Source organism: Pantoea sp. RCC30.1 (assembly GCF_058148845.1).
In genome coordinates this window covers 168,793-191,708 of record NZ_JBXUHX010000001.1, presented here as the reverse complement: position 1 = coordinate 191,708, position 22,916 = coordinate 168,793, and the positions used below count along the sequence as shown (strand labels likewise).

Sequence of the window (22,916 nt, the reverse complement as noted above, 5' to 3'; positions counted from 1 at the left end):
CTCCAAAAATATGACGTTTACCTTTTACGGAGGAGATGCTGGATGTCCGCGCGATTAAACCAGGCGATCCCTGCAGTCATTAGTAACAAAACGATGGCTGGCAGAGGATTACCACCGATGACGAACAGGTGGGTCATTATGGCGCAACACATAGTGACAGCCAGCACACATCCCGCCAGACCGGAAAGGGACGGTATTAACAGGGCTATTGCAGAGATAACCTCGATCATCCCTGTCAGAATACGAAACCATTGTCCCAGGCCAATATGTTCATAAATCGCAACCATCATTGGCATGCCCGCAAGCTTGGCGCCGCCTGCGGCCAGAAATGCAGCAGCGGCAAGAAGACGCAGTATGAATAAAAGGTATCTGATGGTTTTACCCGATGCGGGGGACTGCGTTATTTTTTGTGTTTTCATAACCGTATTCTCAAGTGTGAAATAAAGACGAACAGGCAGTCTGTTCAGGGCGGATATCTGCCTGGCAGTAAACCGCCCCTGTGCCCGATGCTTTAGTTCCCTGCCACGGATTCGCGTACGAACTCTTCATAAGTGCGCAGCGGATGTCCTATGATGGATTGTAACTTCGCGATCGTTCCTTCCGAGGAGTGCATACCGAATGTCTGGATACCTGCCATCATCAGTCGCATGTCGTATGCCAGCCAGCCCGGAGAGTAAGAGGTGAGCTGCCCTTCAAAAGCGGCGACATCATCACCTCCATAAGTGATCTCTTGCCCCAGAACAGAACTCCAGATTTGCGCAACGGATGTTCCGGTAAGTGGCTGAGGGCCTGTGAGTTCCAGCGTTACGCTTTCCTGTGCAGAAGTTGCTCTATCGCGTCGCAGTAGTTCAGCCACGGCAACGTCTGCGATATCCCTGACATCAATCATTGAGACGCCTGCCGATCCGATCGGCATTGGATACACTGAGTAATTCTGAATGGTCTGCTGAACCATAAGGTCGTTTTGCATAAAGTAAGCCGGTCGCAAAATAGTTGCAGGAATATCCTGGCTTTCTATCATTCGTTCAACCGTATGCTTGCCAGTGAAATGCGGCACGTTTGTAAACCTGTCAGCATGAATGACCGACAGATACACGATACGTTCGATTCCCGCTTCGCGAGCCAGGTTGAGAGTGATCAGAGCCTGAGTAACCTCGTCTGGCGTGACCGCATTGATCAAAAATAGCGTGCGTACGGATGACAGTGCCCTGCGCATTGAAGCAACATCGGTCAGGTCTGCAACGACTTCAGTAACCCCTGCAGGGAATTCACGTTTACCTGCCTTGCGTACAAGGGCTGTCGTCTCGGCACCGGCGTCGGCCAGCCGCTGAATGATGAGTGAACCAATAGTGCCTGTGGCACCCGTAACGAGAATGCTCATATTTAACTCCTGAAGATAAAGAAAATGATTAACGTGAAAAGTCTGCAACGACCTTTCCGGTCCGGGAGGCGGTACGGTTACGTTCGATAGCGTCTGGAATATCAGCGAACCCCACTATTCCGCCAACCCTGGACTGAAGCGTGCCACTGGCGACATCTATGGCCAGCTTTTCCAGTAATAGCGGATCGGGTTTATTCATAAACCAGAGGCCCCGGCGATTAGCGGGTTTTCGAACCAGAATGTCCGGTGAGGTTGTGCCAGTGATAACGCCATCCTCTGCCAAAACCTGCCAGGAGCGGTCCAGCACTTCTCCGCCAACGTAATCCAGCACCAGGTTAATGTTCCGGGCAACATCCTCGAAACGTTGTGACTGATAATCAATGACATGTCTGGCACCAAGTCCGCGCACGAAATCCAGATCAGCTGTGCCTGCAGTGGCGAAGACTTCGGCACCGGCCCGGCTGGCAAACTGCACAGCGTAAGTCCCGAGTCCACCGGCAGCACCATGAATGAGGATGCGCTGGCCAGAATAGAGCGCTCCTGCGTGGTGTAAGCTGTTCCAGGCCGCGACTGCCGCTACGGGGATGGCAGCAGCATGGATATCGTTCAGCCCGTCCGGTGTCGGTGAAAGGCTTGCTTCGTTAATTGCCACGAATTCGGCGTATGCGCCCAACCCTCCGATTGCGCCCATGACACGGTCACCGACGCGAAAGCGAGAGGTACCGGAACCGACTGCGGCGACAATTCCGGCCAACTCGGCACCCAGAATGATCGGTAGTGAGAGCGGAAAGGCATTCCGTACCAGTCCTTCACGAACTTTCCAGTCAATACCGTTCACGCCAGCGGCCAGAACCCTAACCAGAACCTGGCCTTCTGCCGGTGTCGGCTTTTCAACCTCGGCTACTTCCGCCGCATCAGCCCCGCCGTAGTGGCGAATCAGTACAGCGCGTTGTCTGTTGTTCATTGCAGCTCCTCGTCGCAATTTTTGATAACGAGACAGTATTCCGTTGCAATAAAAAAACAAAGATCATAAAAGATAGATACCTTGTTTCATAAACGGAACACTATGAATCTGAACGCACTGTCTGATTTTATTCTTGTCGCAACGAATGGGGGTCTCGGGAAAGCAAGCCGCGCAAGCGGAATTTCCAAAGCCACATTATCGCGACGCATCGCAGATCTTGAGGAGCAAGTGGGCGTGAGATTGATCGAACGTAGCGTTCGCGGTCTGAAACTTACCGAAGCCGGTGCAACGCTGATATCACGAACAGAAGGTCTGCTGAGTGAAGTGACTGAAGCCATCACGGCGGTTGGTGACGGTGTTTCAACGCCCCGCGGACGATTGCGTGTCGCAGCTCCAGTCCTGTTTTCCCAGCTTGCTATGGGGCGGATTGGGGCAGAATTCTGTGCAGCTTACCCTGAAGTTGAAATTGAAATCGTGGCGGAGGATCGCATGGTGGATCTGGTTGAGGAACAATTTGACGTCGCGATCCGGATCAACCCGAGTCCAGACAGCAATTTAGTCGGACGGAGTTTCGCCAAAGACAGGCTGGTCGTCGTGGCGGCGCCTCAAATATCCAGGCCATTACCGGGTGCAATAAGGGCAATCCCCGCCATTGTCACTTCTGGTTTCCAGCCCAATCACTGGACTCTGGATGGAGGCCTGCTGGTGCTGGAGCCAATTCCAAAGCTGCGCTTCTCTTCGCTACTGATGGTCCGGGATGCAGCTATCGCTGGTGGCGGCGCAGCCCTCATTCCGCAGTCTATTGCCTGGAACCAGCTTGCCCGAGGCGATTTAATCCAATGGGGCATCATGTCGGGTCCAGAGCGGACGCTCTGGGTATTACATACCTCAAAGCGACTTGCTGCGCCAAAGGTTCGTGCTTTCGTCGATTTCATTTGCGCCAGATACCCGGACATGTCTTTGGTTCTAAATGGATAACGCCTCAGTAAGAGCGAATCCATCAGATTACGTGGCCGTCTGAAGAAGGGAAATAGCCTTCGCTAAGCCTGTTTTATTTGCTATCGGGATAGTTTTAACCGCCCTCAGATCAGCCCGACCATCAATAGTTCCCTTCCGGAAGTACCAGGGAGTATCCGGGATCTTTTCCGTTTTCCAGACACTTCCCTTAAACTACACCGCGCAGATCTTAACTAATGAGCTTAAACGGCTGACTTCCTGATTCATGAACTCTTGAGTCAGAACCGTTGCCAGCATGTTCATTAATTCAGACTATAAGAATTCTGTTAGCTCTGATGTGTGTGACGGCTCCAGCGAACGATGTAAGTTCAGCCATTCAAACCAGGAAAAAGATGCTGTTAGCAGATGCACGGTTTACAAAAATCTTAACTCAGTTGTCATTCCCGGCATGATTCGTCAGCTGTTTGTTACTCTGGATGGGCCCAAGGGAACCGGTAAAACCACCCTGCTGGAGTCTATTACGCAAGTGCTAAGAGCGGATAACAGAAAGGTGATCCGGCTTAGCGAGAAAAAAAGCGATCCTTTCAGGGCGGAATCTATGGCGCGGGTTAACCAAATTGCCAGAGATCCCTCCGTCGATCTGGAACGGGAGATCTGTGAGCGCTTTGCATTAAGCCGTGCCTGGATTTCACAAAATGTACTCGCTAAACAGCCACCCGACAGCATTATTCTGATGGATCGCTGGTATCCGTCGGATGCCGCATTTCGGCGGATGGTGCCTTTCACAGAGATATTGCAGCTAAACACTGAGCACAATGTGCGAACACCAGATCTGCATGTAGGGGTGGTCACGGCATCTGAGGTTTCATGGGAAAGAGCCGCGGCACGTTCGCGGGGGCTGGGAAGTACAGTGATTCACCGCCTGGAAGAACATATCGCCTGTACCCGTGCGTTTGAGCAGGAAGTTATCGGACAGGGCTGGTTTTTATGCCGCAATGAAGGAAGCATCGAAGAGGCAACCATGCAGGTGGTCGCTGAAATTAACAGAATGCTTTGACGTTCTAAAGGCATCTTTACGTGCTCGCCTCTCTTTACCTGTTGAGTAAAAATCATCCCCCGGAATTTTACTTGTCCAAAATCAACAATGGTCCGTTTAACGCTGGTACAGACATCCTGCTTTCCCTTATAAAATTGCTTTATTTTTCAGAAAAGGCACAGGGAATTGCGCTACGCATCAATACCATTCAATCATAATCAATCAGGCTGGCCTGCGGGTGAGCCTTATTTTCCATCGCAGCCTATGCTGCGAGGGGATATCACCGCCGACTGGGTCATTGTCGGGGCGGGATTTGCCGGTGTCGCCTTTGCGCGTCGCCTGGCTGAAATTAATCCCACCCTGAAAATTATTATCGTTGAGGCGCACAGCACACGTGAAAGCGCATCGGCACGTAATTCCGGTTTCGTTATTGGCCTGCCTCATAATATTGGCAGTTCTACCGCCGAATTAAAAAAGGCTAATGCCTACCGAAATTTGCTTCAGGAAGGAATTCGTCAGCTGGAGCAGGTCATTTCTCAGCATGATCTTCAATGTGACTGGGAACATGTCGGTAAATATCACTGCCAGGCGGAGCGTGGCAACGATCGAATTCTAAAGGAGTACGCCAGCCATCTCGATTTAATGGATGAGCCGGGGCAGATGTTAAGCAGCGAAGAGCTGTACCATAAACTTGGCACGCGCTTTTACAGCAAAGGGATATTCACGCCGGGGTGTGTACTGGTTAATCCGGCGCAGCTGATTGCCGGCCTGAACCATTATTTACCTGAAAATGTTCAACGCTTCGATAATACGCCGGTGCTGGGGATTCGCTACGGCAGCATGGCTGAAGTGCTGACACCTTTGGGAGCCATTAAAACACCAAAGGTTATGCTGGCAACCAACGCATTGTCGCCAGAGTTGCGACCAGGACTTTCGCGTCAGGCTGCAATGGCTACCTTCGCCAGTATTACTGATCCGCTGACGGATGAACAACTGACTACTCTGCCCCCCATGCAGAGCTGGGGACTTACGCCGGTTAATGCGATTGCCAGTGCAACCTTCCGTTTTACCTCAGACCGCCGTTTCCTGATTCGCCAGCACGTAATCCCCGCACTCAGCGGTCAGGTGAATGCCGTGCAGACCTGGCAGGCGACCCAACTGCATCAGCGCTTATTCAATAAAGTCTATCCGACCCTGGGCAGTGTAAAAATAACCCACACCTGGTCCGGTACCATCAGCGTCACGAGTAACGGCGCGCCGGAATGGGGCATACTGAATAAATTTATCTGTACAGCGGGCGGCTGTAACGGCGCAGGGGTTTCAAAACAAACGGTGGCGGGCAGTCTGCTGGCTGATTTTATGATGAATCAGGACAACCCGCATATTGCCGAAATGCTGTCGCTGGGCAAGGCTGGCTTTATGCCGCCCTCGCCAGCGCTGGATATCGGCATTGCGTTTTCACTGATGAAAGAGCGTTATCTGGGTCGCAAAGAGGTTTAACTGTTCGCGATAAAGACGGACGGGGAAACCCGTTCGCTTTCTATCCGGGTTAAATCTTTTGCGATGCGATGGCGTATGAAATGCGGCTGATATTACAGTTGATAGCATCAACGGACACTGTCCCGCTTCGTTCCATAAACATCTGTGTCATACCAGAACGGCTCTTAGATTTTTCTCTAATTCCCCAGTCACACTAATAAATTCCAGCGTATTAATTTAATAAACGTGATGCATATCACAAAAGCCTAACGCTTACAGCACAAACTGTAGCAATAACTTCATTTTAGCTTAACATTGCCAAATGTGAACAACTGATTTTTCAGGCATCCGCTATGCTCAGGTTTTCATTAAGTGAATGTTTTTCAGTGGCTATTTCAGTAATTACTGTCCTGAGCTTCCTCTATATTTGGTGTACAGCACATAATTTTTATTAAGCTTTAATAATCATTTTTAATAATAATTCTTTTGGCTTCACCACTTCAAAGTTACGGAATACCTTTATGCCACGTTTAAGAATCAGTCAGCCTGTATTGTCTCACATTACGTTCATCATATTATTCTCACTTTACATCTCAGTTTTTCTAAATTTTTCCTTTTACCGGCAGGCTTATTCACTTATAGAAATGAACGGGCTTAGCAATATTCTTTTCTTCCTCTCCATGCCAATAGTCGCTTTTAGCGTCATTAATATTGTGGTGACGCTTACTTCATTTTTGTGGCTGGACAGGATAACCATTGCCCTGTTTGTCATTATCTCTGCTACGGCTCAGTACTTTATTCAGCACTATGGCATCGTCCTTGATCGCTCGATGATCACCAATATGGTCGATACCACGCCAGCAGAAAGCATGGCGCTGCTGACACCAAAGATGATTGCGGTGATATTTTTTACCGGCATTTTTATGGCTGCACTGGCCTTCTGGCCCGCGTTTAAAAAGGCGGTGCCGGTCTGGAAAGGGGTGATTCAGCGCGCTGTAAGTCTGGTTATTTCCGTTGTGCTGATAGCCGTGATAGCCATGCTGTTTTACAAGGATTACGCCTCACTATTTCGTAATAATCACGAACTAGTGAAATCCCTGAGTCCGTCTAATTTCATTGCTGCCTCGCTCTCCTACTATAATCACCGCGAGCGGGCCAATCTTCCGCTGGTGAAAATAGGCGAAGATGCGCATCAACTTCCGCAGATGCTGAAAGGCCCTAAAAAGAACCTGACGATTCTGGTGGTGGGTGAAACGTCTCGTGCCGCCAATTTTTCGCTGGGCGGCTATACACGACCGACCAATCCTTTGCTGGCAGAAGATGATGTTGTCTATTTTTCCGACGTCTCCTCCTGTGGCACCTCCACGGCGGTCTCCGTTCCCTGCATGTTCTCAAACATGCCGCGCAAACATTACGATGACGCTCTGGCCAGCCATCAGGAAGGATTGCTGGATGTGATTCAGCGGGCAGGTCTGAGTGTTCTATGGCATGAGAACGATGCGGGATGTAAAGGGGCGTGCGATCGAGTGCCTAATCAGGATATGACCGCGCTGAATCTTCCGGGAATGTGTATCAAAGGCGAGTGCTATGATGAGGTACTTTTCCATGGCCTTGAGGAGTATATCAATCAGCTTCAGGGCAATGGCGTGATCGTGCTGCACACTATCGGCAGTCATGGCCCGACCTACAATCACCGTTATCCTCCGGAATACACCAAATTCAAACCCACCTGTGAAACCAATCAGATTCAGGAGTGTTCGCAGGAACAGTTGGTTAATACTTATGACAACACCATCCTGTATGCGGACTATATCGTTGATAAAGCAATAGAGTTACTCAAAGCCCATCAGGAGAAGTTTACGACCAGCCTGGTTTACCTGTCCGATCACGGTGAGTCACTGGGGGAGAAAGGTGTCTATCTGCATGGCCTGCCCTATGCTATCGCGCCGGAAGCCCAGACTCATGTGCCGCTGCTTATATGGCTGTCACCCGATTACCAGCAGCGTTATGCCGTGGACTACACATGTCTGAGCCATCAGGCCTCGACGCAAAAATACTCTCAGGACAATCTGTTTTCCACCATGCTGGGTATTACCGGTGTTCAGACCCGGGAATATGTCGCGTCGGACGATATACTGGCGACATGCAGGAATAAGCCTGGTGGAAAATAAAAGTAATAAAGCCCCGTTATGGGGCTTTATTCAGGCTGGATGTTAGCAGCGGAACCGGGCTAAGCGGCCAGTTTATGGCGCGGTTATTTTCGATAATATCCTGATGTGAAGGTGCATTACCCAGCTTTGCGAAGCTGGCGTAAAGCAGTGGCAACCGGGCCTGACCTTCTCCCTTGTTGGCTACCGCCAGAGCACGCAGCATAACGGGCGCTTCCCAGTCACAGCAGTAACAAGGCGTGCAAGGCTGTTGACGCCATGATTCAGCGATCGGCCCTGAGAACACGGGATCAAAGCCGGTATCGTTGACCAGAGACATCGCAGTCTGCACTGCGTCAGAATGATCTCCGGCTACGGCAACCGCCAGACGGCCCCGACTTCCCTGTTGCTGGCCCAGATCGGCGAGCGAGTCGGCAAGAATATTATTAAAAGCTTTAACCACGGGGTGCCCGATTTGCTCCTGAACCCATTCACTTTCGGTCTGCCCATTATCCAGAGCAGCAATCGGTGCGTCGCGCAGGCCCGGATAGTAGTTGCTGGTGTCGATAACCGGGACATGGGGTGGAAGGTGATCGAAAAGCCCATCAGGCAGGCTGCTAAGTGCAGGCAGCGGAATAGAGAGAATCACGGCCTCGACGTCTGTAACTGCTCCCCTGATGTCTGTGGGTTCTGCGTTGATTTCACCCGCAAAAGCACGCACGCCATCAACCCCACGTGAATTAGCTATTTTTATTTTGTGCCCCGCTTCACTGAGCTTACGTGCCAGGGTACCGCCGATATTACCTGTGCCAATTACGCCGATTTTCATATTTTGCTCCCGATTCTGTGATGAAGTGAGATACCTTATATATTCACTGAATAAACAACAAGAACCGACAAAATAGTGGGTTACTAACCTGAAGGTAAGTATGGAAAGAGACTGGCGTTGTGATATTCCGGAGCAACGACTGGTGTGGGCTCAGGCTACCACCGAAGCGCTGAAGATTATTGAAGGTAAATGGAAGACAATAATTATCTGTCAGCTTTTCGCCGCCAAAGGCCCGCTGCGCTTTTCCGAGCTGGAGCGACGAATTAAGGGCATCAATCAAAAAATGCTGATCCAGCAGCTCAAGCAACTGGAACAGGATGGCATCGTGACACGCACGGTTTATCCGGAGGTTCCACCGCGCGTTGAGTACGCACTTACCGAGCTGGGAGAAGCACTTGGGCCATCAATGGCTGCTCTGATTGACTGGGCTTTACTGCGTCGTGAAACGCTGGGTCTTGATCACGCCTGAAGCTCGCAACCCTCCCCAGTTATACCGACGTGTCTGAGCGCATGCCCCTTCATCATTCAGAGGTCACCTGAACGGATCATTCCCACTGACGGCCACAAAACCGCTCTTCATGCGTGCTGTTGAAGTCGGGATCCGCATAGATGTGAAGCCGCTTAATTGATCCCGTAACAGCGCTGGCGGATAATTCGGAAACCGGGCAGCCCGGTTACATCGACATGTGCTGGGCGGACGTCAGATGCTGTTCTACAACAGGGGTGTGTGCGTCGGCCAGCGCCTTCACATCCGGATCCTTTATCTTCGTCGCATCACTCTTCAATGTCGCCAGCACCCTCTTATGGTCCATTATTCCGGCGTTTTCCATATACAATTTGTCAAAAGCACCGCCGCTCTGCTTTTCCAGTTTGTCTGCCATGGCCTTATGCTTAGCATCTGGCGCAGTCGGTAATGTCACATCTTTTTGCTTAGCAACCGCCTGAACTTTTGTCAGGGCACTGCCATGGTCTTCGACCATCTTCTGTGCAAAGGTTTTAACTTCTGCACTTTGTGTTTTGTTCAGCGCAATTTTGGCGGCGGCAATTTCATTGATATTGGCCTGCGCCATATCCTTCAGTGCTTTTTCGTCACCAGGACTGAGCTTGTCATTCTTTACGGTCTGCGGTGTATTCCCACCCTGCGGGGCGCTGGTCTGCGTCTCAGCCTGTACGCTGGCAGTGCTGAAGAGAGCGACGACGGCTGATACAGCAAGCCATCCTTTATAGCTTTTATTAATTTTCATTTTGAACTCCTGAATATTGTAGGAAGACCGATATCAGAAAAATTCTACTCAGCCTGATAGTGAAATAAGTAACGTATCAGTTCGCGCGAGAACTGGCGTGTTGCTACAGCCGTTCAGTTTTTAATACCGGAAACGATGGCTGGAAATCACGGAAGAAAACAGATGAAAATTGCAGGCGCGAAGTGTCGGCCAGAGCCGCTTTGCTTCCCGCTTCTGCAGCCCGCTGCGGATTTTGCACGAAATTATCTGAGCCGCCTCGATGAGTCGTCATGTTTTCTACCTCGCTTAAGCTGTCTAATATTGCAGAGTTATTAAGCGTCGTAGTAATGTCAGGTAATCGCAAATATAAACAATGAATTGCAGCAGTATAAAAATAACAAAAAAGCCTTCCGCCTCGCTTAAAACCGAATTTTTATCTATTACAAGCAAAGGTTTCAGCATGAAACTTATACAAAACATTAAAACACGGTACAGCTTTTTTTTGATTCTTTTAAGATAATTCTTAATATCAATGTACGGTTGTCGGCCGTTTAATGCTCGGTAATAATTAACAGGTGACATCATAATGTGACGAGGGTGAGCTCATGTTACTTCCTTACATCGCTTTCAAATGCCCTGTTTAAGATTATTGAATAATATTAAGGAAAAATAACATGCTCAAATCTCGCGCTTTAAAAGCCGCATTTGCGGTGGTTATATCTTGTACCATGCTTGCTGCGCCAGTCTCTGCAAATCCTGGCAACGGCAACGGTGGTGGCGGTCAGGGTAATGGTAATAGCGGAAGCCAGGGTAATAACGGCAAAAGCGGAGAGCACGGAAACAAGGGGCATGGTAATGCGGGTCCGAAAGACAAACATGGAAATCGTAAGAACGCTGGACGTCCCGATCACGTCGGGTCAGATATCAACTACTCTCTTGCACGTAACCTTGCCGTCAATTATGGCCTGGTCGGCTATCAGTCTTTGCCGCCAGGAATAGCTAAAAAAGTTGCGCGTGGTAAACCGTTGCCTCCGGGTATCGCCAAAAAAAGTTTGCCAGCATCAATGCTAAATGAGCTGCCCTATTATCCTGGCTACGAATGGCGAGCCGTCGGAGATGATCTTGTGCTGATAGCCCTGAGCACCGCTGTCGTGACCGCCGTAATTAATGGGGTTTTCGATTAAACTTCAAAACGTTTCGTACGGGTTAACTTTTTTGGTGGAGCGCCAGTAATACGCTTAAATGCTTTTCTGAAGCCGGCCAGAGACTTTTACGTCTACATTCACCGCCACAGCGGAATCAGGCCGGTCTCCTGATAGGTCGCAATCAGGCTATCAAAAATTTTAACATCCTGGCGTGTACGGGCAATTAACTGCGCGCCAGCAACTGCGGTGTAGATTGCCAGCGCGCGCTGAGCATTTTTCTCTTTGTTATCAGGTTCCTTTTCACTCAGGACCTGAGTCAGCCACTCAACGTTTGCCTCAACGAAACACTGCACCTCCAGCTTCACTTCCTCAGGCAAATCTTCATATTCCGCCGCCATAAAACTGGAGAGACAGAGCCGGTTGGCATCTTCAAGCGACTTACGAAAAATCTGCGGATAGCGCTGTAGCGCCTCATCCGTTGACGCACTTTGCTCGCGGATGGTCTTTAAATTCTGCGCTGTATCCTGCCAGTATCGGTTAGCGACGGCGGCCCCCAGATTGGCCTTGCTGGCGAAGTGATAGTAGATACTGGCATTCTTAATCCCCACCTCATCAGCGATGCTGCGAAAATTAATCCCGTTATAGCCATGATTCTGAGCAGCACTCTTTGCGGCTGCCAGAATAGCTTCACGTGCGTTCAGGCTCATAATCCTGTTCTCCTTAAAGAGGTGGAGTCCCATTGTAAAGAAAAAAACTTTACCTGCCAACTGGTAGATAGGGATTGACAGAATAAACGTTCAACGCCACAATCAAACTACCAATTGACAGGTAGGTAACTTAATCATGACTGATATCAACAATGCATCTGTAGCTTCTTCACTCCCCTCGATGAAAATCTATGACTGGTATAATGGCCCTTATCCTGCACGGGTCAGAATTGCCCTGGCGGAAAAGGGATTACTTTCTCAGGTGGAATTCATCCCGGTAAATCTTTGGAAAGGTGAGCATAAAAAGCCCGAATTTTTAGCCATAAACTACTCAGGAACCCTGCCGGTATTAGCGATGAATGATGGAACGCTGATTGCAGAGTGCACCGCGATTACGCAATATCTGGACGTGCTGGATGACAATCCTGTTCTGACGGGCCTCACGCCGGTAGAAAAAGGCGTTATCCATATGATGACCAAACGGGCTGAAATCGAATTTCTTGATGCGGTCAGCGTCTATTTCCATCATGCCACCGCAGGACTGGGACCAGAAGTTGAGCTCTATCAGAATGCGGAATGGGGTGAGAAGATGCGTGAAAAGGCCATCCGTGGCATGCACTATTTCGATGGCGTTTTACGCTCGCAGCCTTATGTCGCGGGCAAAACGTTTACGATGGCAGACATCGCCGTAACAGGCGGCATGATCTTCTCGGCTCTGGTGAACCTTGCTGTACCTGACGAATGTACTGCCCTGAAGGCGTGGTATTCAAACATTCAGCGCCGTCCCAGCTATCAGCAGTGGCAGGCACTGGTTGAAGCGGGCCGCTCTGTTTTTAATCCTTAATTACAGATTACTGCGTTTACAGGCTCGTCTGAATCACGAAGCCTGGCTGAAAAAAACCCGGAATATCTTCCGGGGTTTTCTGATTTTAAGACGCGCAGCCGCAGCGCCGCAGTCAGACTTCGTTGCCCTTGCCGCTCTGGCCTGCATTGCGCTCAAAATGGCTGTTCACAAAGGCACGGCAGCGCGGCGAGATGGGGTCAAGGAACACCTGCTCCGGCGAACCAGACTCCTCAATCATGCCCTGATGCAGAAACACCGCTTTGTTCGACACGTCACGCGCAAAGCCCATTTCATGCGTCACGATAATCATGGTGCGCCCCTCTTCCGCCAGGCTGCGGATCACCCGTAGCACTTCGCCCACCAGCTCCGGATCCAGTGCGGATGTCGGCTCATCAAACAGGATCGCTTTAGGCTGCTGCGCCAGCGCCCGGGCAATCGCCACACGCTGCTGCTGTCCGCCGGAAAGCTGCGACGGCCAGGCGTCGCGTTTTGCATAAAGTCCCACTTTATGCAGCAGCGCTTCGGCTTCTTCAATCGCCTCTTTGTGACTGCGCTTTTGCACATGAACCGGTGCTTCAATGATGTTCTGCATCACCGTCTTATGCGGCCACAGGTTGAAGCTCTGAAACACAAAGCCGAGCTGCATCCGCATCAGCTTGATGCGTCGTCTCTGCTCGCGGCTCAGTTTCTCCTCGGCGTTATCCAGCGTGACGTTAATATCGCCGACCGCGATTTCGCCCGCCTGCGGTATCTCAAGAAACGGAATGCAGCGTAACAGCGTACTTTTACCCGACCCACTCGCACCAATCAGCGAAATCACATCGCCATCCTGCGCGGTCAGGCTGATGTCGTGCAGCACTTCGTGTCCCGCATAACTCTTTCTGAGATGACTCAGCATGATAGTTGGTGCGGTCATGAGCGTGCTCCAAAATAGTAAGGTGATAAGCGTCGTTCCAGCATCGATACCCCTTTGCTGACCAGCATGGTGAGTATCAGGTAGATCACCGCCGCGCTCAGGAACACTTCAAGCGCCCGGAAGGTGGAAGAGACTATCGAGTCAGCAATACCGGTCATCTCCATCAGACTGATGGTGCTGACCAGCGACGTCGCTTTAATCATCGAGATGATTTCATTGCTGTAGGCGGGTAGTGCCTGTCGAATCGCAATCGGTAAGGTGATGCGGGTGAAGATCTTATAGGACGACATGCCCGAGACTTTGGCGGCCTCCAGTGACTGCTGACTCACCGCGCGTAATCCGCCACGCAGGATTTCCGAGGTGTAAGCCGCATCGTTGAGGATCAGCGCCAGCAAGCCGCACCAGTAGGGATCGCGCAGCAGCGGCCACAACAGACTTTCGCGCACCGCCGGTAAACTGCCAAGGCCGTAATAGACCATAAAGATCTGGATCAGTAGCGGCGTACCGCGAAACAGCCAGACGTAGAAACGACAGAAGAGACTGCCGACACGCGTTATGCGCAGCAAATTAAGCAGCAGCGCCAGCACGCCGCCACCCAGCAGCGAGAGCAGCGCCAGATTGATGGTCAGCGGCAATCCTTTCAGCAGCGCCAGCAGCGTCTGCTGTAAAAACATCATATCCACGTGGACTCCTTACCCCTTCACGCGCTGTTGACCGCGCATCGCAAACTTTTCCACGTAGCGGAAAACCATATCGGAACAGGTGGTGATAACCAGGTAGATCACGGCACCCACGCTGTAGAAAAAAAAGGACATCTGGGTGGAGTTCGCTGCGGTAGAGACCTGGTTCATGGTTTCCACCAGCCCGGTTACTGAGACCAGCGCCGACTCTTTGATCACCGATTGCCACTGGTTGCCCATGCCCGGCAGCGCAGTGCGTAACGCCTGCGGCACGATAATGCGGCGAAACATCATCAGCCTTCCCATGCCGGTCACGGTCGCCGCTTCCAGCGTACCGCCGGGAATGGCGTAAAACGCGCCACGAAACACGCCGCTCTGATAGGCACCGGAGATCAACCCGATGGCGATCGCGCCCGCCACAAAACCGTTCACATCGAACGGTCCCTGCAAGCCCAGCGCGGTGCCCACCGTGGAAACTACCTGCCGTCCTCCGAAGTAAAACAGATAAATCACCAGCAGTTCCGGCACGCCGCGAAACAGCGTGATGTAGCCTGCCGCCAGTCGCTGCTGCCAGCGCGAACCAGCGATCTGCATCCAGCAGAGCATGCTGCCCAGCACCGCACCCAGCAGCCAGGCGCAGAGCGATACGCTGACAGTGACGGCGGCGGCGCTAAGCAGCACGCCACCCCATCCCTCATCCCCGAAACCCAGTATCTGCCAGTCAATATTCATCAGCATCAGCGGTTATGCTTTTGGCGCAACATCTTCGCCAAACCATTTCATCGACAGTTTGCTCAGCGTTCCGTCTTTGATCATGGAGTCCAGCGCCTGATTCAGCACCTGCTGCAGTTCGCTGTTGCCTTTCCGCAGACCAATCGCCGAGCCTGCACCCAGCACGCCACCCGAGAAGCCGTAGCCACTGCTACTGATCGCATCGCTGTTTTTTTTCACAAAGGCATTAAGGTTAGTACGTGAAGCCATGACGGCATCGACGCGGCCATTCATCAGGTCAGCGAAGGTTTCTGGACCCGCCTGATAGGTGCGGATGGTGGCAACATCCCCCAGGTATTTCTGCAGGAAGTCCGCCTGAATGGTGGCGACCTGAACCGCAATGGTTTTGCCTTTGAAGGTGGTTTTCAGATCGTCGATCGCTTTTTTCATGCCGGCGTCGTCATCCGCCGTCACCACCGTGCCACTGCCTGGCAGCGTGGCGAGCGGGCTTTTTTTCGCGGTCACAAAACTGGAGATACTGACGGTGTACTGATGAGTGAAGTCGATGGCTTCAGCGCGTTTTGGCGTCACGGTCACCGCATCGACCACCGCATCATATTTACCGTCGATCAGTCCTGGGATCATGCCTGACCATTTCTGCGCGATGATTTCATATTTAAAACCCGCACGTTTTGCCAGCTCTGCCACCATATCCGGCTCATAGCCGACGATTTTGCCGCTCGGGGTGGTCTGGTTAAACGGAGGATAAGCCGCTTCGGTGGCAAACTTCAGGGTGCCGAAATCTTTCGCCTGGCTGCATGCAGAAGTGGCGAGCAGCGCCACGGTCAGAGAAGCCGTGAACAGGCGGTTGCGCATCATCATATAAACCTCATTTATTTATTATTAAGAGAGTAAGTCAATCGCAAGGCGGGTCAGCGCCTGCGTCCCGGCGGCAATGCTGCGTTCATCCGGCTGATAGTCGGAGTTATGCAGATGATCGTCACGGCCCGGTGTGGCAGACCCGATATGGATCTGGCAACCCGGTACCCGTTCCGTAAACAGTGAAAAATCTTCGGCACCAAAGCTGGCGCTGGGCTGCGCGATGATGGTCTTTTCAAACTGATGCGACAGAATCTCTTCCAGAGAATCGATCAGGCGGTCGTCATTCATCAGGGGCGGCACGCCACGCTGGAAGTTAACTTCCACCCGCACGTTTTGCGCCAGCGCGACCCCTTCGCACATCCGTTTGAACGACGATTCCATAGCAGCGCGCACTTCCGGCGATTTGGTGCGAATAGTGCCCTGAAACAGACAACTGTCAGGAATGATGTTGTGGGTGGTGCCGCCCTGAATGTGGCCGATGGTTAACACGGCAGAGTGAGCGGGATCGCGTTCACGCGAGATAATAGTCTGCAGCTGGCTGAGGAGATGCACGGTGGCGAGTATTGGATCGGTTCCCATATGCGGACGTGCCGCGTGGGTGGATACGCCATGTACCATCACGTCGAATTCATCGCTGGAGGCGGTGCTGGCCCCGCGCGTCAGGGCGACTTCTCCCGCCGCCAGTTCAGGCTTGTTATGCAGAGTTACAGCCCAGTCGATGCCGTCTGCCACACCGTCGGCGATCATCGCCTCAGCGCCACTTTCTGGCGTCTCTTCGGCAGGCTGGAATATCAGCCGGACGCGCCCTTTGAGCTGCTGACGATAGTGCGGCAGTATCGTTGCCACACCCAGCATCGTGGCCGTGTGAATATCGTGACCACAGGCGTGCATTTTCCCGGGATAGCGGCTGGCAAAGGGCAAACCGGTCTGCTCATGAATCGGCAGCGCATCCATGTCAGCGCGCAATAGCAGTGTTTTGCCCGGCTCTGCGCCCTCAATATCCACTACGACCCCAGTGCGGCCAACGCCGGTGCGAGGATTGAGTCCGAGTGTCTGCAGATAGTCGGTTACCAGACTGGCGGTGCGCAGCGTATCAAAGCCTAATTCCGGATGCGCATGGATATCACGTCGAATCGCCACTAACTCCGATTCAAGTTCATTAACTCTGGCTTTTATTTCCCCGGCCAGTCGTGCTTTTTCCTGATTCATAGCAGCCCCGGCAATATGCGATCGGCACTCTGTTGCCGACCGTTATTTTTATCTCATCCTGATACTGGATGGTGATGACCGTTTATTTATTCACAGCACGCGACAGAAAGCAACGCGCAACATCCTGCTCTACATACTTAAAAATCAATAAGATAGTGTTATTTATTGGAAACCTGTATGAGATAACAGCGGATCAGCAATAATATTAATAATCCGCCACACGACATTACTTTCCCTACTGTCACTGAGATGATATTTCGCTTTTATCCGGAGAGGGAATAAAGAAGTTTGCCAGTATTTCCGCTAATTTCACGGGTTGTTCGTCGGGAATAAAATGGCCGCAGTTGAGAACAGTTTCACTGCTTACCTGATGCGCTACGGCGCGCAGCGGGGTGGCCATATCGGGTATCGATCCCTGGTCGGCACTGACAGCCAGCAGCGGTAACGTCAGTTTGCCTTTTAACGCGCGCTGTCGATTCTGCTCTGCCGACTGAGCGAAAGCGCGGTAAAAAGCCAGTCCGGCCCGCAAGGCCCCGGGCTGCTGAAAAACGCGCAGATATTCATGACGGGCCGCCGCATCTATGCGATGTGGATTGGCTGACTTACGGTTAAAAAACCAGTCGAGGTAGAGCGCCTCTCTGCCAGTGATCAGCGCTTCCGGTAAATCATCCACACAGTGAAATCCAAAATGCCAGGTTTTCCAGGCGCTGTCCCCCACCATTGGCAGCAAGTCAGGCAGCGTGATACCGGGAATGCCGCCATCCAGCAGCGCGAGACGGCTGACCTTTTCGGGATGGCCTGCCGCCAGTGACCAGGCGACCCACGCTCCGATATCATGCCCGGCCAGATGAAAGCGTTCGATGCCCAGCTGGTTCAGCAGCGCCAGTATGCGCTCTGCCACGCTGTCAGTGTCGTAACCCCTGGCTGGAAAGTCAGAATCACCCTGCCCTGGCAGGTCGGGTGCAATCACATGAAAGCGGCTGGCAAGCAAGGGAATAACCTCCCGCCAGGCATAACTGCTTTGCGGGAAACCCGCCAGCAGAACCACAGCCTCAGCGTGTTCACTGCCTGCGCTGAGGTAGTGCAGCCGCTGCGAGTCAAGATGAATAAAGTGGCGCTGGTAGCGTGGATATAAGATCATAAAACCTCCGGGTAATAAGGAAACAATAATTTCCTTAATGAGTAAAAAATTTAGTCGAGTAATTTCAGCGCCAGGGGGATGATGCTGGCATCGGGCCGGGTAGCAGCCACTTTACCGGCTACCCGCATCCCCAGCACGATGCAAAGCATTAGTGAAGCGGTGGCGTCTATGTCCAGTGCAGGATTGACCGAACCATCCTGCTGACCCAGGCTGATTATCTGATGCAGATTCTGCTGGTTGCGTATTAGCGCCGCGCTGACGGCCCCGGCAAGTTCCTCATCCAGAGTTTGCAGCTCCACGGCACTGACAGCCACCAGACAGCCGCGTTCACCTTCGACATCGCGCACTGAATCCACATAAAAATCGAGTAGCGCCGCCAGTTGCTCACGGCCATTTTCACATTGCGCCAGCCGCGCGGCTAAGCTGCTGTTACGCATTGAGAGATAGCGAGCGAAGACATTTGCAAACAGCGTGCGCTTGTCGGTAAAAGCTTTATAGATGCTGCCGGTAGTAAGCTGCATAGCGTGGCCCAAATCGCCGATCGAGGTGGCGTGATAGCCCTTTTGCCGGAATACCAGCATCGCGCTGTCCAGTGCCGCATCGGTATCAAACGCCCGCGGTCGTCCCCGCTCTTTATAACGGCTATCTTTCATCGCAAACACCATTAGAGAATGATCATTTCCTTTAAGATAGACTGATTTGTCCCGCAATGAAAATCTTTTTCTACGCAGCTAAACGATGCATCATGGCGTTGATACCCATTTCATAACCTTCCCCATGCCTCAACCCTCTGACCTGACGCAAAGCACTGACGCTTAAGCCTCATCTATACTGCAGCTTATCTTTGCTGAAGGAGCCCGATCATGGGACTGAGCTGGTTTACTCTCTGGCCGCCACTGGCACGCGTGCTGTTTGTCCTCGCCTGCCTGACTATTATTCTCACCGGCCTCTATCTGGCGGCACCGCTCATCAATCAGGTACTGCTGGCGATGTTGCTGGCGATCATGCTTGACCCACTGATTACCCGGCTGGATAAAAAGCGGATACCGCGTATCGTCTCATCCTTGCTGGTCATCATGCTGATGCTGCTGATCATGGTAGTCACTACTATCAAGTTAACCGTGCTGACGCCGGATTTAATGCAGCTCAGCCGCCAGGCGCCCGTGCTGCTGGCGGCCCGACTTGAACAGCTGACGCTGGCCTTTGCCCGGCTTGATATCGGTATGACGCCCGACCAGTTGCTGACCTTTGTGGATGCGGGTGCGATAGTGCGCATCGTCACGGCATTTCTGACGCAAATCCCAGGTGTCATCTCATGGTGGATCATGGTGTTCCTTATGCTGCTGTTTATGCTCTATGAGATGCCGCTGCTGAAAGCTGCACTGCAACAGCGGGTAAAAGGAAAACATCAGGCCTTTTATCTGGCGCTGCAGGAGGGCATTCAAAGCGTGATTGTCTATGCCAGAGTGAAAACGCTGACCAGTATTCTGGGCGGGTTAATCGTCGGGGTGGGTGCGCATCTGATTGGGCTGAAGTTTGCCTTTTTCTGGGGCGTGCTGATGTTCATCTTTAATTACGTGCCGGTACTTGGCTCGTTTCTTGCCGCCATTCCGCCGGTGATCCAGAGTTACATCATGTTTGATTTACAGATCGCGCTGGCGGTAGCCGGATTCTTTGTGGTGCTGAACCTCTGTCTGAGTTCGGTGATCGAACCGCTGCTGATTGGTAAGCGACTCAATCTGGCGCTGACCACGCAGTTGCTGGCGTTTCTGTTCTGGCAGGCGTTGCTGGGGATTACGGGCGGGATACTGGCTATTCCACTGACCTATCTGATTAAAAAGGTCCTGCTGGCGAGCTATTCGCAGCAGGACCCGGAGGCAGAATTAACTCAGTGATGGCGTCTTCACCCGCCATGCGCGGGTGAGGCGTTTCTCGATCTCAACCACGATGAAGATCGCGATGCTGACAATCAGCGAAATCAGCCAGTAGTTAATCGGCAGCGGACGCGTACCAAACAGCGTGTTCATCAATGGCACATAGATAATGATCGCCTGAAGGACAATCAGCACCAGCGTCACCAGCCAGATTCCGCGATTTTTCAGCAGACCGCGATCCAGTGAGAAGCCATCTGAATTACGGCAGTTAAGCATGTAAGCCCACTGCGCGGTAACCAGCATCTGCAGCAGCACGGTGCGGATAAACTCAGCACTGTAGCCGCGCGGTTGCAGCCAGGCTTCCAGCACAAAGGCACTGATCGAAATCAGCAGGCCAACAAACACCACGCGCCAGATAGCGTAAGCGTCCATCACATGCGCTTTAACATTGCGCGGTGGCCGGCGCATCGCATTCGCTTCCGCAGGCTCAAACGCCAGACCAAACGACAGCGTGGCCGACGTCGCCATGTTCATCCAGAGAATCTGAACCGGGGTCAACGGCAGCAGATTACCCATCAGAATCGCGATAATAATCAGCAGACCCTGCGCCAGGTTAGTCGGCATGATAAACAGAATGGTTTTCTTGAGGTTGTCGTAAACCCGACGTCCTTCTTTAACTGCCGCAGCAATAGTGGCGAAGTTATCGTCGGCCAGAATCATATCGGCCGCCTCTTTTGTCACCTCGGTGCCTTTGATGCCCATCGCAATGCCGACGTTGGCCTGTTTAAGCGCAGGGGCGTCGTTGACGCCGTCGCCGGTCATACCGACGATCTCACCGCTGGCTTCCAGCGCTTTCACCAGACGCAGTTTATGTTCAGGACTGGTACGGGCAAAAATGTCATAGGTTTTTGCGGCTTCGGCCAGTTCGGCGTCGCTCATGTGTTCAAGCTGGTAGCCAGTGATGGCGGCCTGGCTGTTACCAATCCCCAGCATCTGACCAATCGCCATCGCGGTTTCCTGATGGTCACCGGTGATCATTTTGACGCGAATGCCCGCTTTCTGGCACTCGTCGATGGCGGCAATCGCCTCCGGACGCGGCGGATCCATCATGCAAGCCAGCCCCAGCAGAACCATGTCACTTTTCAGATCGGCGTGGTCCAGGTCGGTAACAGGTGCAGAGGTTCTTTTCCAGGCAGCGGCAACCGTGCGCAGCCCTTCGCTGGCGTAGGTGGTGATGGCGGCATCCCAGTACGCACGGTCTATCGGCTCTGCTCCCTCCGGTGTTTGCTGCTGCTGGCACAGCGTCAGCAGCACATCTGGTGCACCGGTCAGCAGCACATAAGATTCGCCATTGGCAACACAACTGACCGACATATATTTATAAAGGGAATCGAACGGCAGCTTGCTCACCACCTCAACCGACTGAGGTGTCGTCTGGCCCTTCGCCGCCAGCACCTTCAGCGCACCTTCAGTCGGGCCGCCAACAATCGTCCAGTGACCCTGACTTTCCTGACGCAGCTGGCTTTCATTACAGGTGTCTACCGCATGCAGGAACTGCTGAAACAGCGGATCCTGTGCCGCAGAGAGTCCGCTGGTGTCGCTCTGCTCAGCCACAATCTCACCTTTAGGTTCGTAGCTGTTTCCGCTGACGCGCCAGCGACTCTTCGCCAACACCACCGCTTTTACCGTCATCTCATTCATAGTGAGCGTGCCGGTTTTATCGGAACAGATCACGGACATCGCGCCCAGCGTTTCGACAGTCGGCAGCTTGCGGATAATTGCCTTGGTGCGCGCCATCGACTGCACGCCCAGCGACAGGATAATGGAGATAATAGCGGGCAGACCTTCCGGCACAGCTGCTACCGCCAGGCTGATTACGGACAACGACAGCTCGCCGAGTGGAATGTCACGCAGCAGATAGCCGAAGATAAACAGGGCGACCATCATCAGGAGGATAATGAAAAAGATCGCTTTACCGAGTTTGTCGATCTGTACCAGCAGCGGGGTTTTGGCCTCTTTTATGCCGCTGATCATTTCGTTGATATGACCCAGTTCAGTATCACCGCCGCTGGCGATCACCACGCCTGCAGCGGTGCCGGAACTGACGGTGGTGCCTGAGAAAGCCAGGTTCAGACGGTCGCCCAGCGATTTTTCACCGCTCAGCGTATCGGTGTTCTTCGACACCACCGTCGACTCTCCGGTGAGAATCGCCTCTTCAACCCGCAGGTTGTTGACTTCAAACAGTCGCAGATCAGCCGGGATTTTGTCGCCCGGCCGTAACATCACGACGTCACCAACCACAATATCGCGCGTCGCAACTGTGACCTGCTTGCCATCCCGCACCAGCATCGCTTCGCTGGCGAGCATGTTCTGGATACTTTTCAGTGACTTCTCGGCATTACTCTCCTGAATAAAGCCGATCAGAGCATTGATGACGGCCACGCCGATAATGACAAAGGTATCGACCCAGTGACCCATGATCGCGGTGATCACCGCCGCGGCCAGCAGAATATAGATCAGCACATCTTTAAAATGTGCGATGAATTTGAGCAGAGCCGATTTCTCAGCTTTTTGCGGAAGCGCGTTGGGACCCTGTTTCTGAAGACGTTCCTGTGCAGTGGCAGTCGATAATCCTGCGGGTGAACTCTGCAGGTCAGAAAATATCTCTGCCACACTACGCTGATACCAGGGGCGCTCAGATAAAGCTAACGCTTTATCCTGCTTATCATTATTTAGCATATATAAACCTCGTGCCATTTAGCGATGAATTAAAGGCGCAATTAAAAGGCAG

At 52.4% G+C, this 22,916-nt stretch carries 23 protein-coding genes; 8 read left to right on the top strand and 15 right to left on the bottom strand.

The window, feature by feature from the left end; translation table 11 throughout:
• Nucleotides 1-17 precede the first annotated feature (17 nt).
• From AC2LB6_RS00895 to AC2LB6_RS00885, 3 genes are all read right to left on the bottom strand, one after another.
• Nucleotides 18-419 carry a DoxX family protein gene (locus AC2LB6_RS00895; RefSeq protein ID WP_490092021.1) on the bottom strand — a complete coding sequence of 134 codons (402 nt, stop codon included), beginning with the start codon at nt 417-419 and terminating at the stop codon, nt 18-20.
• 92 nt (nt 420-511) lie between these two features.
• Nucleotides 512-1,381: an SDR family oxidoreductase gene (locus AC2LB6_RS00890; protein WP_490092020.1), complete on the bottom strand. Its 870-nt coding sequence runs from the start codon at nt 1,379-1,381 to the stop codon at nt 512-514.
• A 28-nt stretch (nt 1,382-1,409) separates the two neighbouring features.
• Nucleotides 1,410-2,345 carry an NADP-dependent oxidoreductase gene (locus AC2LB6_RS00885; protein ID WP_490092019.1) on the bottom strand — a complete coding sequence of 312 codons (936 nt, stop codon included), beginning with the start codon at nt 2,343-2,345 and terminating at the stop codon, nt 1,410-1,412.
• A 102-nt stretch (nt 2,346-2,447) separates the two neighbouring features.
• On the opposite strand from AC2LB6_RS00885, the gene AC2LB6_RS00880 reads away from it, so the two are divergent.
• The 4 genes from AC2LB6_RS00880 to eptA all read left to right on the top strand — a co-directional run bounded on the left by AC2LB6_RS00880 (nt 2,448) and on the right by eptA (nt 7,988).
• Nucleotides 2,448-3,323 (top strand): LysR family transcriptional regulator, encoded by an 876-nt coding sequence (locus AC2LB6_RS00880; protein ID WP_490092018.1) that lies wholly within the window; start codon nt 2,448-2,450, stop codon nt 3,321-3,323.
• A 427-nt stretch (nt 3,324-3,750) separates the two neighbouring features.
• Nucleotides 3,751-4,359, top strand: coding sequence for a dTMP kinase (locus tag AC2LB6_RS00875; protein ID WP_490092292.1), 609 nt, complete (start codon nt 3,751-3,753; stop codon nt 4,357-4,359).
• Nucleotides 4,360-4,524: 165 nt separating this feature from the next.
• Nucleotides 4,525-5,838: an NAD(P)/FAD-dependent oxidoreductase gene (locus AC2LB6_RS00870; protein ID WP_490092017.1), complete on the top strand. Its 1,314-nt coding sequence runs from the start codon at nt 4,525-4,527 to the stop codon at nt 5,836-5,838.
• 500 nt (nt 5,839-6,338) lie between these two features.
• Nucleotides 6,339-7,988 (top strand): phosphoethanolamine transferase EptA, encoded by a 1,650-nt coding sequence (eptA, locus tag AC2LB6_RS00865; protein ID WP_490092016.1) that lies wholly within the window; start codon nt 6,339-6,341, stop codon nt 7,986-7,988.
• Between the two features lie 16 nt (nt 7,989-8,004).
• On the opposite strand, the gene AC2LB6_RS00860 is transcribed toward eptA, so the two are convergent.
• A complete protein-coding gene (locus AC2LB6_RS00860) occupies nt 8,005-8,793 on the bottom strand; it encodes an NADPH-dependent F420 reductase (RefSeq protein WP_490092015.1) in 789 nt (262 codons plus the stop codon).
• Between the two features lie 100 nt (nt 8,794-8,893).
• On the opposite strand from AC2LB6_RS00860, the gene AC2LB6_RS00855 reads away from it, so the two are divergent.
• Nucleotides 8,894-9,262: a winged helix-turn-helix transcriptional regulator gene (locus tag AC2LB6_RS00855; RefSeq protein WP_490092014.1), complete on the top strand. Its 369-nt coding sequence runs from the start codon at nt 8,894-8,896 to the stop codon at nt 9,260-9,262.
• Between the two features lie 205 nt (nt 9,263-9,467).
• On the opposite strand, the gene AC2LB6_RS00850 is transcribed toward AC2LB6_RS00855, so the two are convergent.
• Nucleotides 9,468-10,037 carry a DUF4142 domain-containing protein gene (locus AC2LB6_RS00850; RefSeq protein WP_490092013.1) on the bottom strand — a complete coding sequence of 190 codons (570 nt, stop codon included), beginning with the start codon at nt 10,035-10,037 and terminating at the stop codon, nt 9,468-9,470.
• Nucleotides 10,038-10,140: 103 nt separating this feature from the next.
• Nucleotides 10,141-10,308: a con-10 family general stress protein gene (locus AC2LB6_RS00845; RefSeq protein WP_490092012.1), complete on the bottom strand. Its 168-nt coding sequence runs from the start codon at nt 10,306-10,308 to the stop codon at nt 10,141-10,143.
• Between the two features lie 382 nt (nt 10,309-10,690).
• On the opposite strand from AC2LB6_RS00845, the gene AC2LB6_RS00840 reads away from it, so the two are divergent.
• Nucleotides 10,691-11,200 carry an anti-virulence regulator CigR family protein gene (locus AC2LB6_RS00840; protein WP_490092011.1) on the top strand — a complete coding sequence of 170 codons (510 nt, stop codon included), beginning with the start codon at nt 10,691-10,693 and terminating at the stop codon, nt 11,198-11,200.
• A gap of 98 nt (nt 11,201-11,298) precedes the next feature.
• Here AC2LB6_RS00840 and AC2LB6_RS00835 read toward each other — a convergent pair whose 3' ends face one another.
• Entirely contained in the window at nt 11,299-11,868 is a 570-nt protein-coding gene (locus AC2LB6_RS00835; protein WP_490092010.1) for a TetR/AcrR family transcriptional regulator, read from the bottom strand.
• 136 nt (nt 11,869-12,004) lie between these two features.
• Here AC2LB6_RS00835 and AC2LB6_RS00830 point away from each other — a divergent pair, with 136 nt between their 5' ends.
• Nucleotides 12,005-12,712 (top strand): glutathione S-transferase, encoded by a 708-nt coding sequence (locus AC2LB6_RS00830; protein WP_490092009.1) that lies wholly within the window; start codon nt 12,005-12,007, stop codon nt 12,710-12,712.
• Nucleotides 12,713-12,824: 112 nt separating this feature from the next.
• On the opposite strand, the gene AC2LB6_RS00825 is transcribed toward AC2LB6_RS00830, so the two are convergent.
• The 7 genes from AC2LB6_RS00825 to AC2LB6_RS00795 all read right to left on the bottom strand — a co-directional run bounded on the left by AC2LB6_RS00825 (nt 12,825) and on the right by AC2LB6_RS00795 (nt 18,916).
• A complete protein-coding gene (locus AC2LB6_RS00825) occupies nt 12,825-13,628 on the bottom strand; it encodes an ABC transporter ATP-binding protein (protein WP_490092008.1) in 804 nt (267 codons plus the stop codon).
• Nucleotides 13,625-14,311: an ABC transporter permease gene (locus tag AC2LB6_RS00820; protein ID WP_490092007.1), complete on the bottom strand. Its 687-nt coding sequence runs from the start codon at nt 14,309-14,311 to the stop codon at nt 13,625-13,627. The genes AC2LB6_RS00825 and AC2LB6_RS00820 overlap by 4 nt, the downstream gene beginning before the upstream one ends.
• A 9-nt stretch (nt 14,312-14,320) precedes the next feature.
• On the bottom strand, nt 14,321-15,046 hold the full coding sequence (locus AC2LB6_RS00815; protein WP_490092006.1) for an ABC transporter permease: 726 nt from the start codon (nt 15,044-15,046) through the stop codon (nt 14,321-14,323).
• A 6-nt stretch (nt 15,047-15,052) separates the two neighbouring features.
• Complete coding sequence (locus tag AC2LB6_RS00810) at nt 15,053-15,901, bottom strand: ABC transporter substrate-binding protein (RefSeq protein ID WP_490092005.1); 849 nt, start codon at nt 15,899-15,901, stop codon at nt 15,053-15,055.
• Nucleotides 15,902-15,922: 21 nt separating this feature from the next.
• Nucleotides 15,923-17,110, bottom strand: a complete 1,188-nt coding sequence (locus tag AC2LB6_RS00805) for a M20 metallopeptidase family protein (RefSeq protein ID WP_490092004.1) — start codon at nt 17,108-17,110, stop codon at nt 15,923-15,925.
• A gap of 241 nt (nt 17,111-17,351) precedes the next feature.
• Nucleotides 17,352-18,251, bottom strand: a complete 900-nt coding sequence (locus AC2LB6_RS00800; protein ID WP_490092003.1) for an alpha/beta fold hydrolase — start codon at nt 18,249-18,251, stop codon at nt 17,352-17,354.
• Between the two features lie 50 nt (nt 18,252-18,301).
• Nucleotides 18,302-18,916: a TetR/AcrR family transcriptional regulator gene (locus AC2LB6_RS00795; protein WP_490092002.1), complete on the bottom strand. Its 615-nt coding sequence runs from the start codon at nt 18,914-18,916 to the stop codon at nt 18,302-18,304.
• Nucleotides 18,917-19,114: 198 nt separating this feature from the next.
• On the opposite strand from AC2LB6_RS00795, the gene AC2LB6_RS00790 reads away from it, so the two are divergent.
• A complete protein-coding gene (locus tag AC2LB6_RS00790; protein WP_490092001.1) occupies nt 19,115-20,146 on the top strand; it encodes an AI-2E family transporter in 1,032 nt (343 codons plus the stop codon).
• Here AC2LB6_RS00790 and AC2LB6_RS00785 read toward each other — a convergent pair.
• Nucleotides 20,135-22,864 (bottom strand): cation-transporting P-type ATPase, encoded by a 2,730-nt coding sequence (locus AC2LB6_RS00785; protein ID WP_490092000.1) that lies wholly within the window; start codon nt 22,862-22,864, stop codon nt 20,135-20,137. The two genes, AC2LB6_RS00790 and AC2LB6_RS00785, sit on opposite strands and share 12 nt — an antisense overlap.
• Nucleotides 22,865-22,916 lie beyond the last annotated feature (52 nt).

What these genes read in the sequence shown, in the direction of transcription:
- AC2LB6_RS00895 (WP_490092021.1), bottom strand. Translation starts at nt 419, where the DNA reads ATGAAAACACAAAAAATAACGCAGTCCCCCGCATCGGGTAAAACCATC.
- AC2LB6_RS00890 (WP_490092020.1), bottom strand. Translation starts at nt 1,381, where the DNA reads ATGAGCATTCTCGTTACGGGTGCCACAGGCACTATTGGTTCACTCATC.
- AC2LB6_RS00885 (WP_490092019.1), bottom strand. Translation starts at nt 2,345, where the DNA reads ATGAACAACAGACAACGCGCTGTACTGATTCGCCACTACGGCGGGGCT.
- AC2LB6_RS00880 (WP_490092018.1), top strand. Translation starts at nt 2,448, where the DNA reads ATGAATCTGAACGCACTGTCTGATTTTATTCTTGTCGCAACGAATGGG.
- AC2LB6_RS00875 (WP_490092292.1), top strand. Translation starts at nt 3,751, where the DNA reads ATGATTCGTCAGCTGTTTGTTACTCTGGATGGGCCCAAGGGAACCGGT.
- eptA (WP_490092016.1), top strand. Translation starts at nt 6,339, where the DNA reads ATGCCACGTTTAAGAATCAGTCAGCCTGTATTGTCTCACATTACGTTC.
- AC2LB6_RS00860 (WP_490092015.1), bottom strand. Translation starts at nt 8,793, where the DNA reads ATGAAAATCGGCGTAATTGGCACAGGTAATATCGGCGGTACCCTGGCA.
- AC2LB6_RS00855 (WP_490092014.1), top strand. Translation starts at nt 8,894, where the DNA reads ATGGAAAGAGACTGGCGTTGTGATATTCCGGAGCAACGACTGGTGTGG.
- AC2LB6_RS00850 (WP_490092013.1), bottom strand. Translation starts at nt 10,037, where the DNA reads ATGAAAATTAATAAAAGCTATAAAGGATGGCTTGCTGTATCAGCCGTC.
- AC2LB6_RS00845 (WP_490092012.1), bottom strand. Translation starts at nt 10,308, where the DNA reads ATGACGACTCATCGAGGCGGCTCAGATAATTTCGTGCAAAATCCGCAG.
- AC2LB6_RS00840 (WP_490092011.1), top strand. Translation starts at nt 10,691, where the DNA reads ATGCTCAAATCTCGCGCTTTAAAAGCCGCATTTGCGGTGGTTATATCT.
- AC2LB6_RS00835 (WP_490092010.1), bottom strand. Translation starts at nt 11,868, where the DNA reads ATGAGCCTGAACGCACGTGAAGCTATTCTGGCAGCCGCAAAGAGTGCT.
- AC2LB6_RS00830 (WP_490092009.1), top strand. Translation starts at nt 12,005, where the DNA reads ATGACTGATATCAACAATGCATCTGTAGCTTCTTCACTCCCCTCGATG.
- AC2LB6_RS00825 (WP_490092008.1), bottom strand. Translation starts at nt 13,628, where the DNA reads ATGACCGCACCAACTATCATGCTGAGTCATCTCAGAAAGAGTTATGCG.
- AC2LB6_RS00815 (WP_490092006.1), bottom strand. Translation starts at nt 15,046, where the DNA reads ATGCTGATGAATATTGACTGGCAGATACTGGGTTTCGGGGATGAGGGA.
- AC2LB6_RS00810 (WP_490092005.1), bottom strand. Translation starts at nt 15,901, where the DNA reads ATGATGATGCGCAACCGCCTGTTCACGGCTTCTCTGACCGTGGCGCTG.
- AC2LB6_RS00805 (WP_490092004.1), bottom strand. Translation starts at nt 17,110, where the DNA reads ATGAATCAGGAAAAAGCACGACTGGCCGGGGAAATAAAAGCCAGAGTT.
- AC2LB6_RS00800 (WP_490092003.1), bottom strand. Translation starts at nt 18,251, where the DNA reads ATGATCTTATATCCACGCTACCAGCGCCACTTTATTCATCTTGACTCG.
- AC2LB6_RS00795 (WP_490092002.1), bottom strand. Translation starts at nt 18,916, where the DNA reads ATGGTGTTTGCGATGAAAGATAGCCGTTATAAAGAGCGGGGACGACCG.
- AC2LB6_RS00790 (WP_490092001.1), top strand. Translation starts at nt 19,115, where the DNA reads ATGGGACTGAGCTGGTTTACTCTCTGGCCGCCACTGGCACGCGTGCTG.
- AC2LB6_RS00785 (WP_490092000.1), bottom strand. Translation starts at nt 22,864, where the DNA reads ATGCTAAATAATGATAAGCAGGATAAAGCGTTAGCTTTATCTGAGCGC.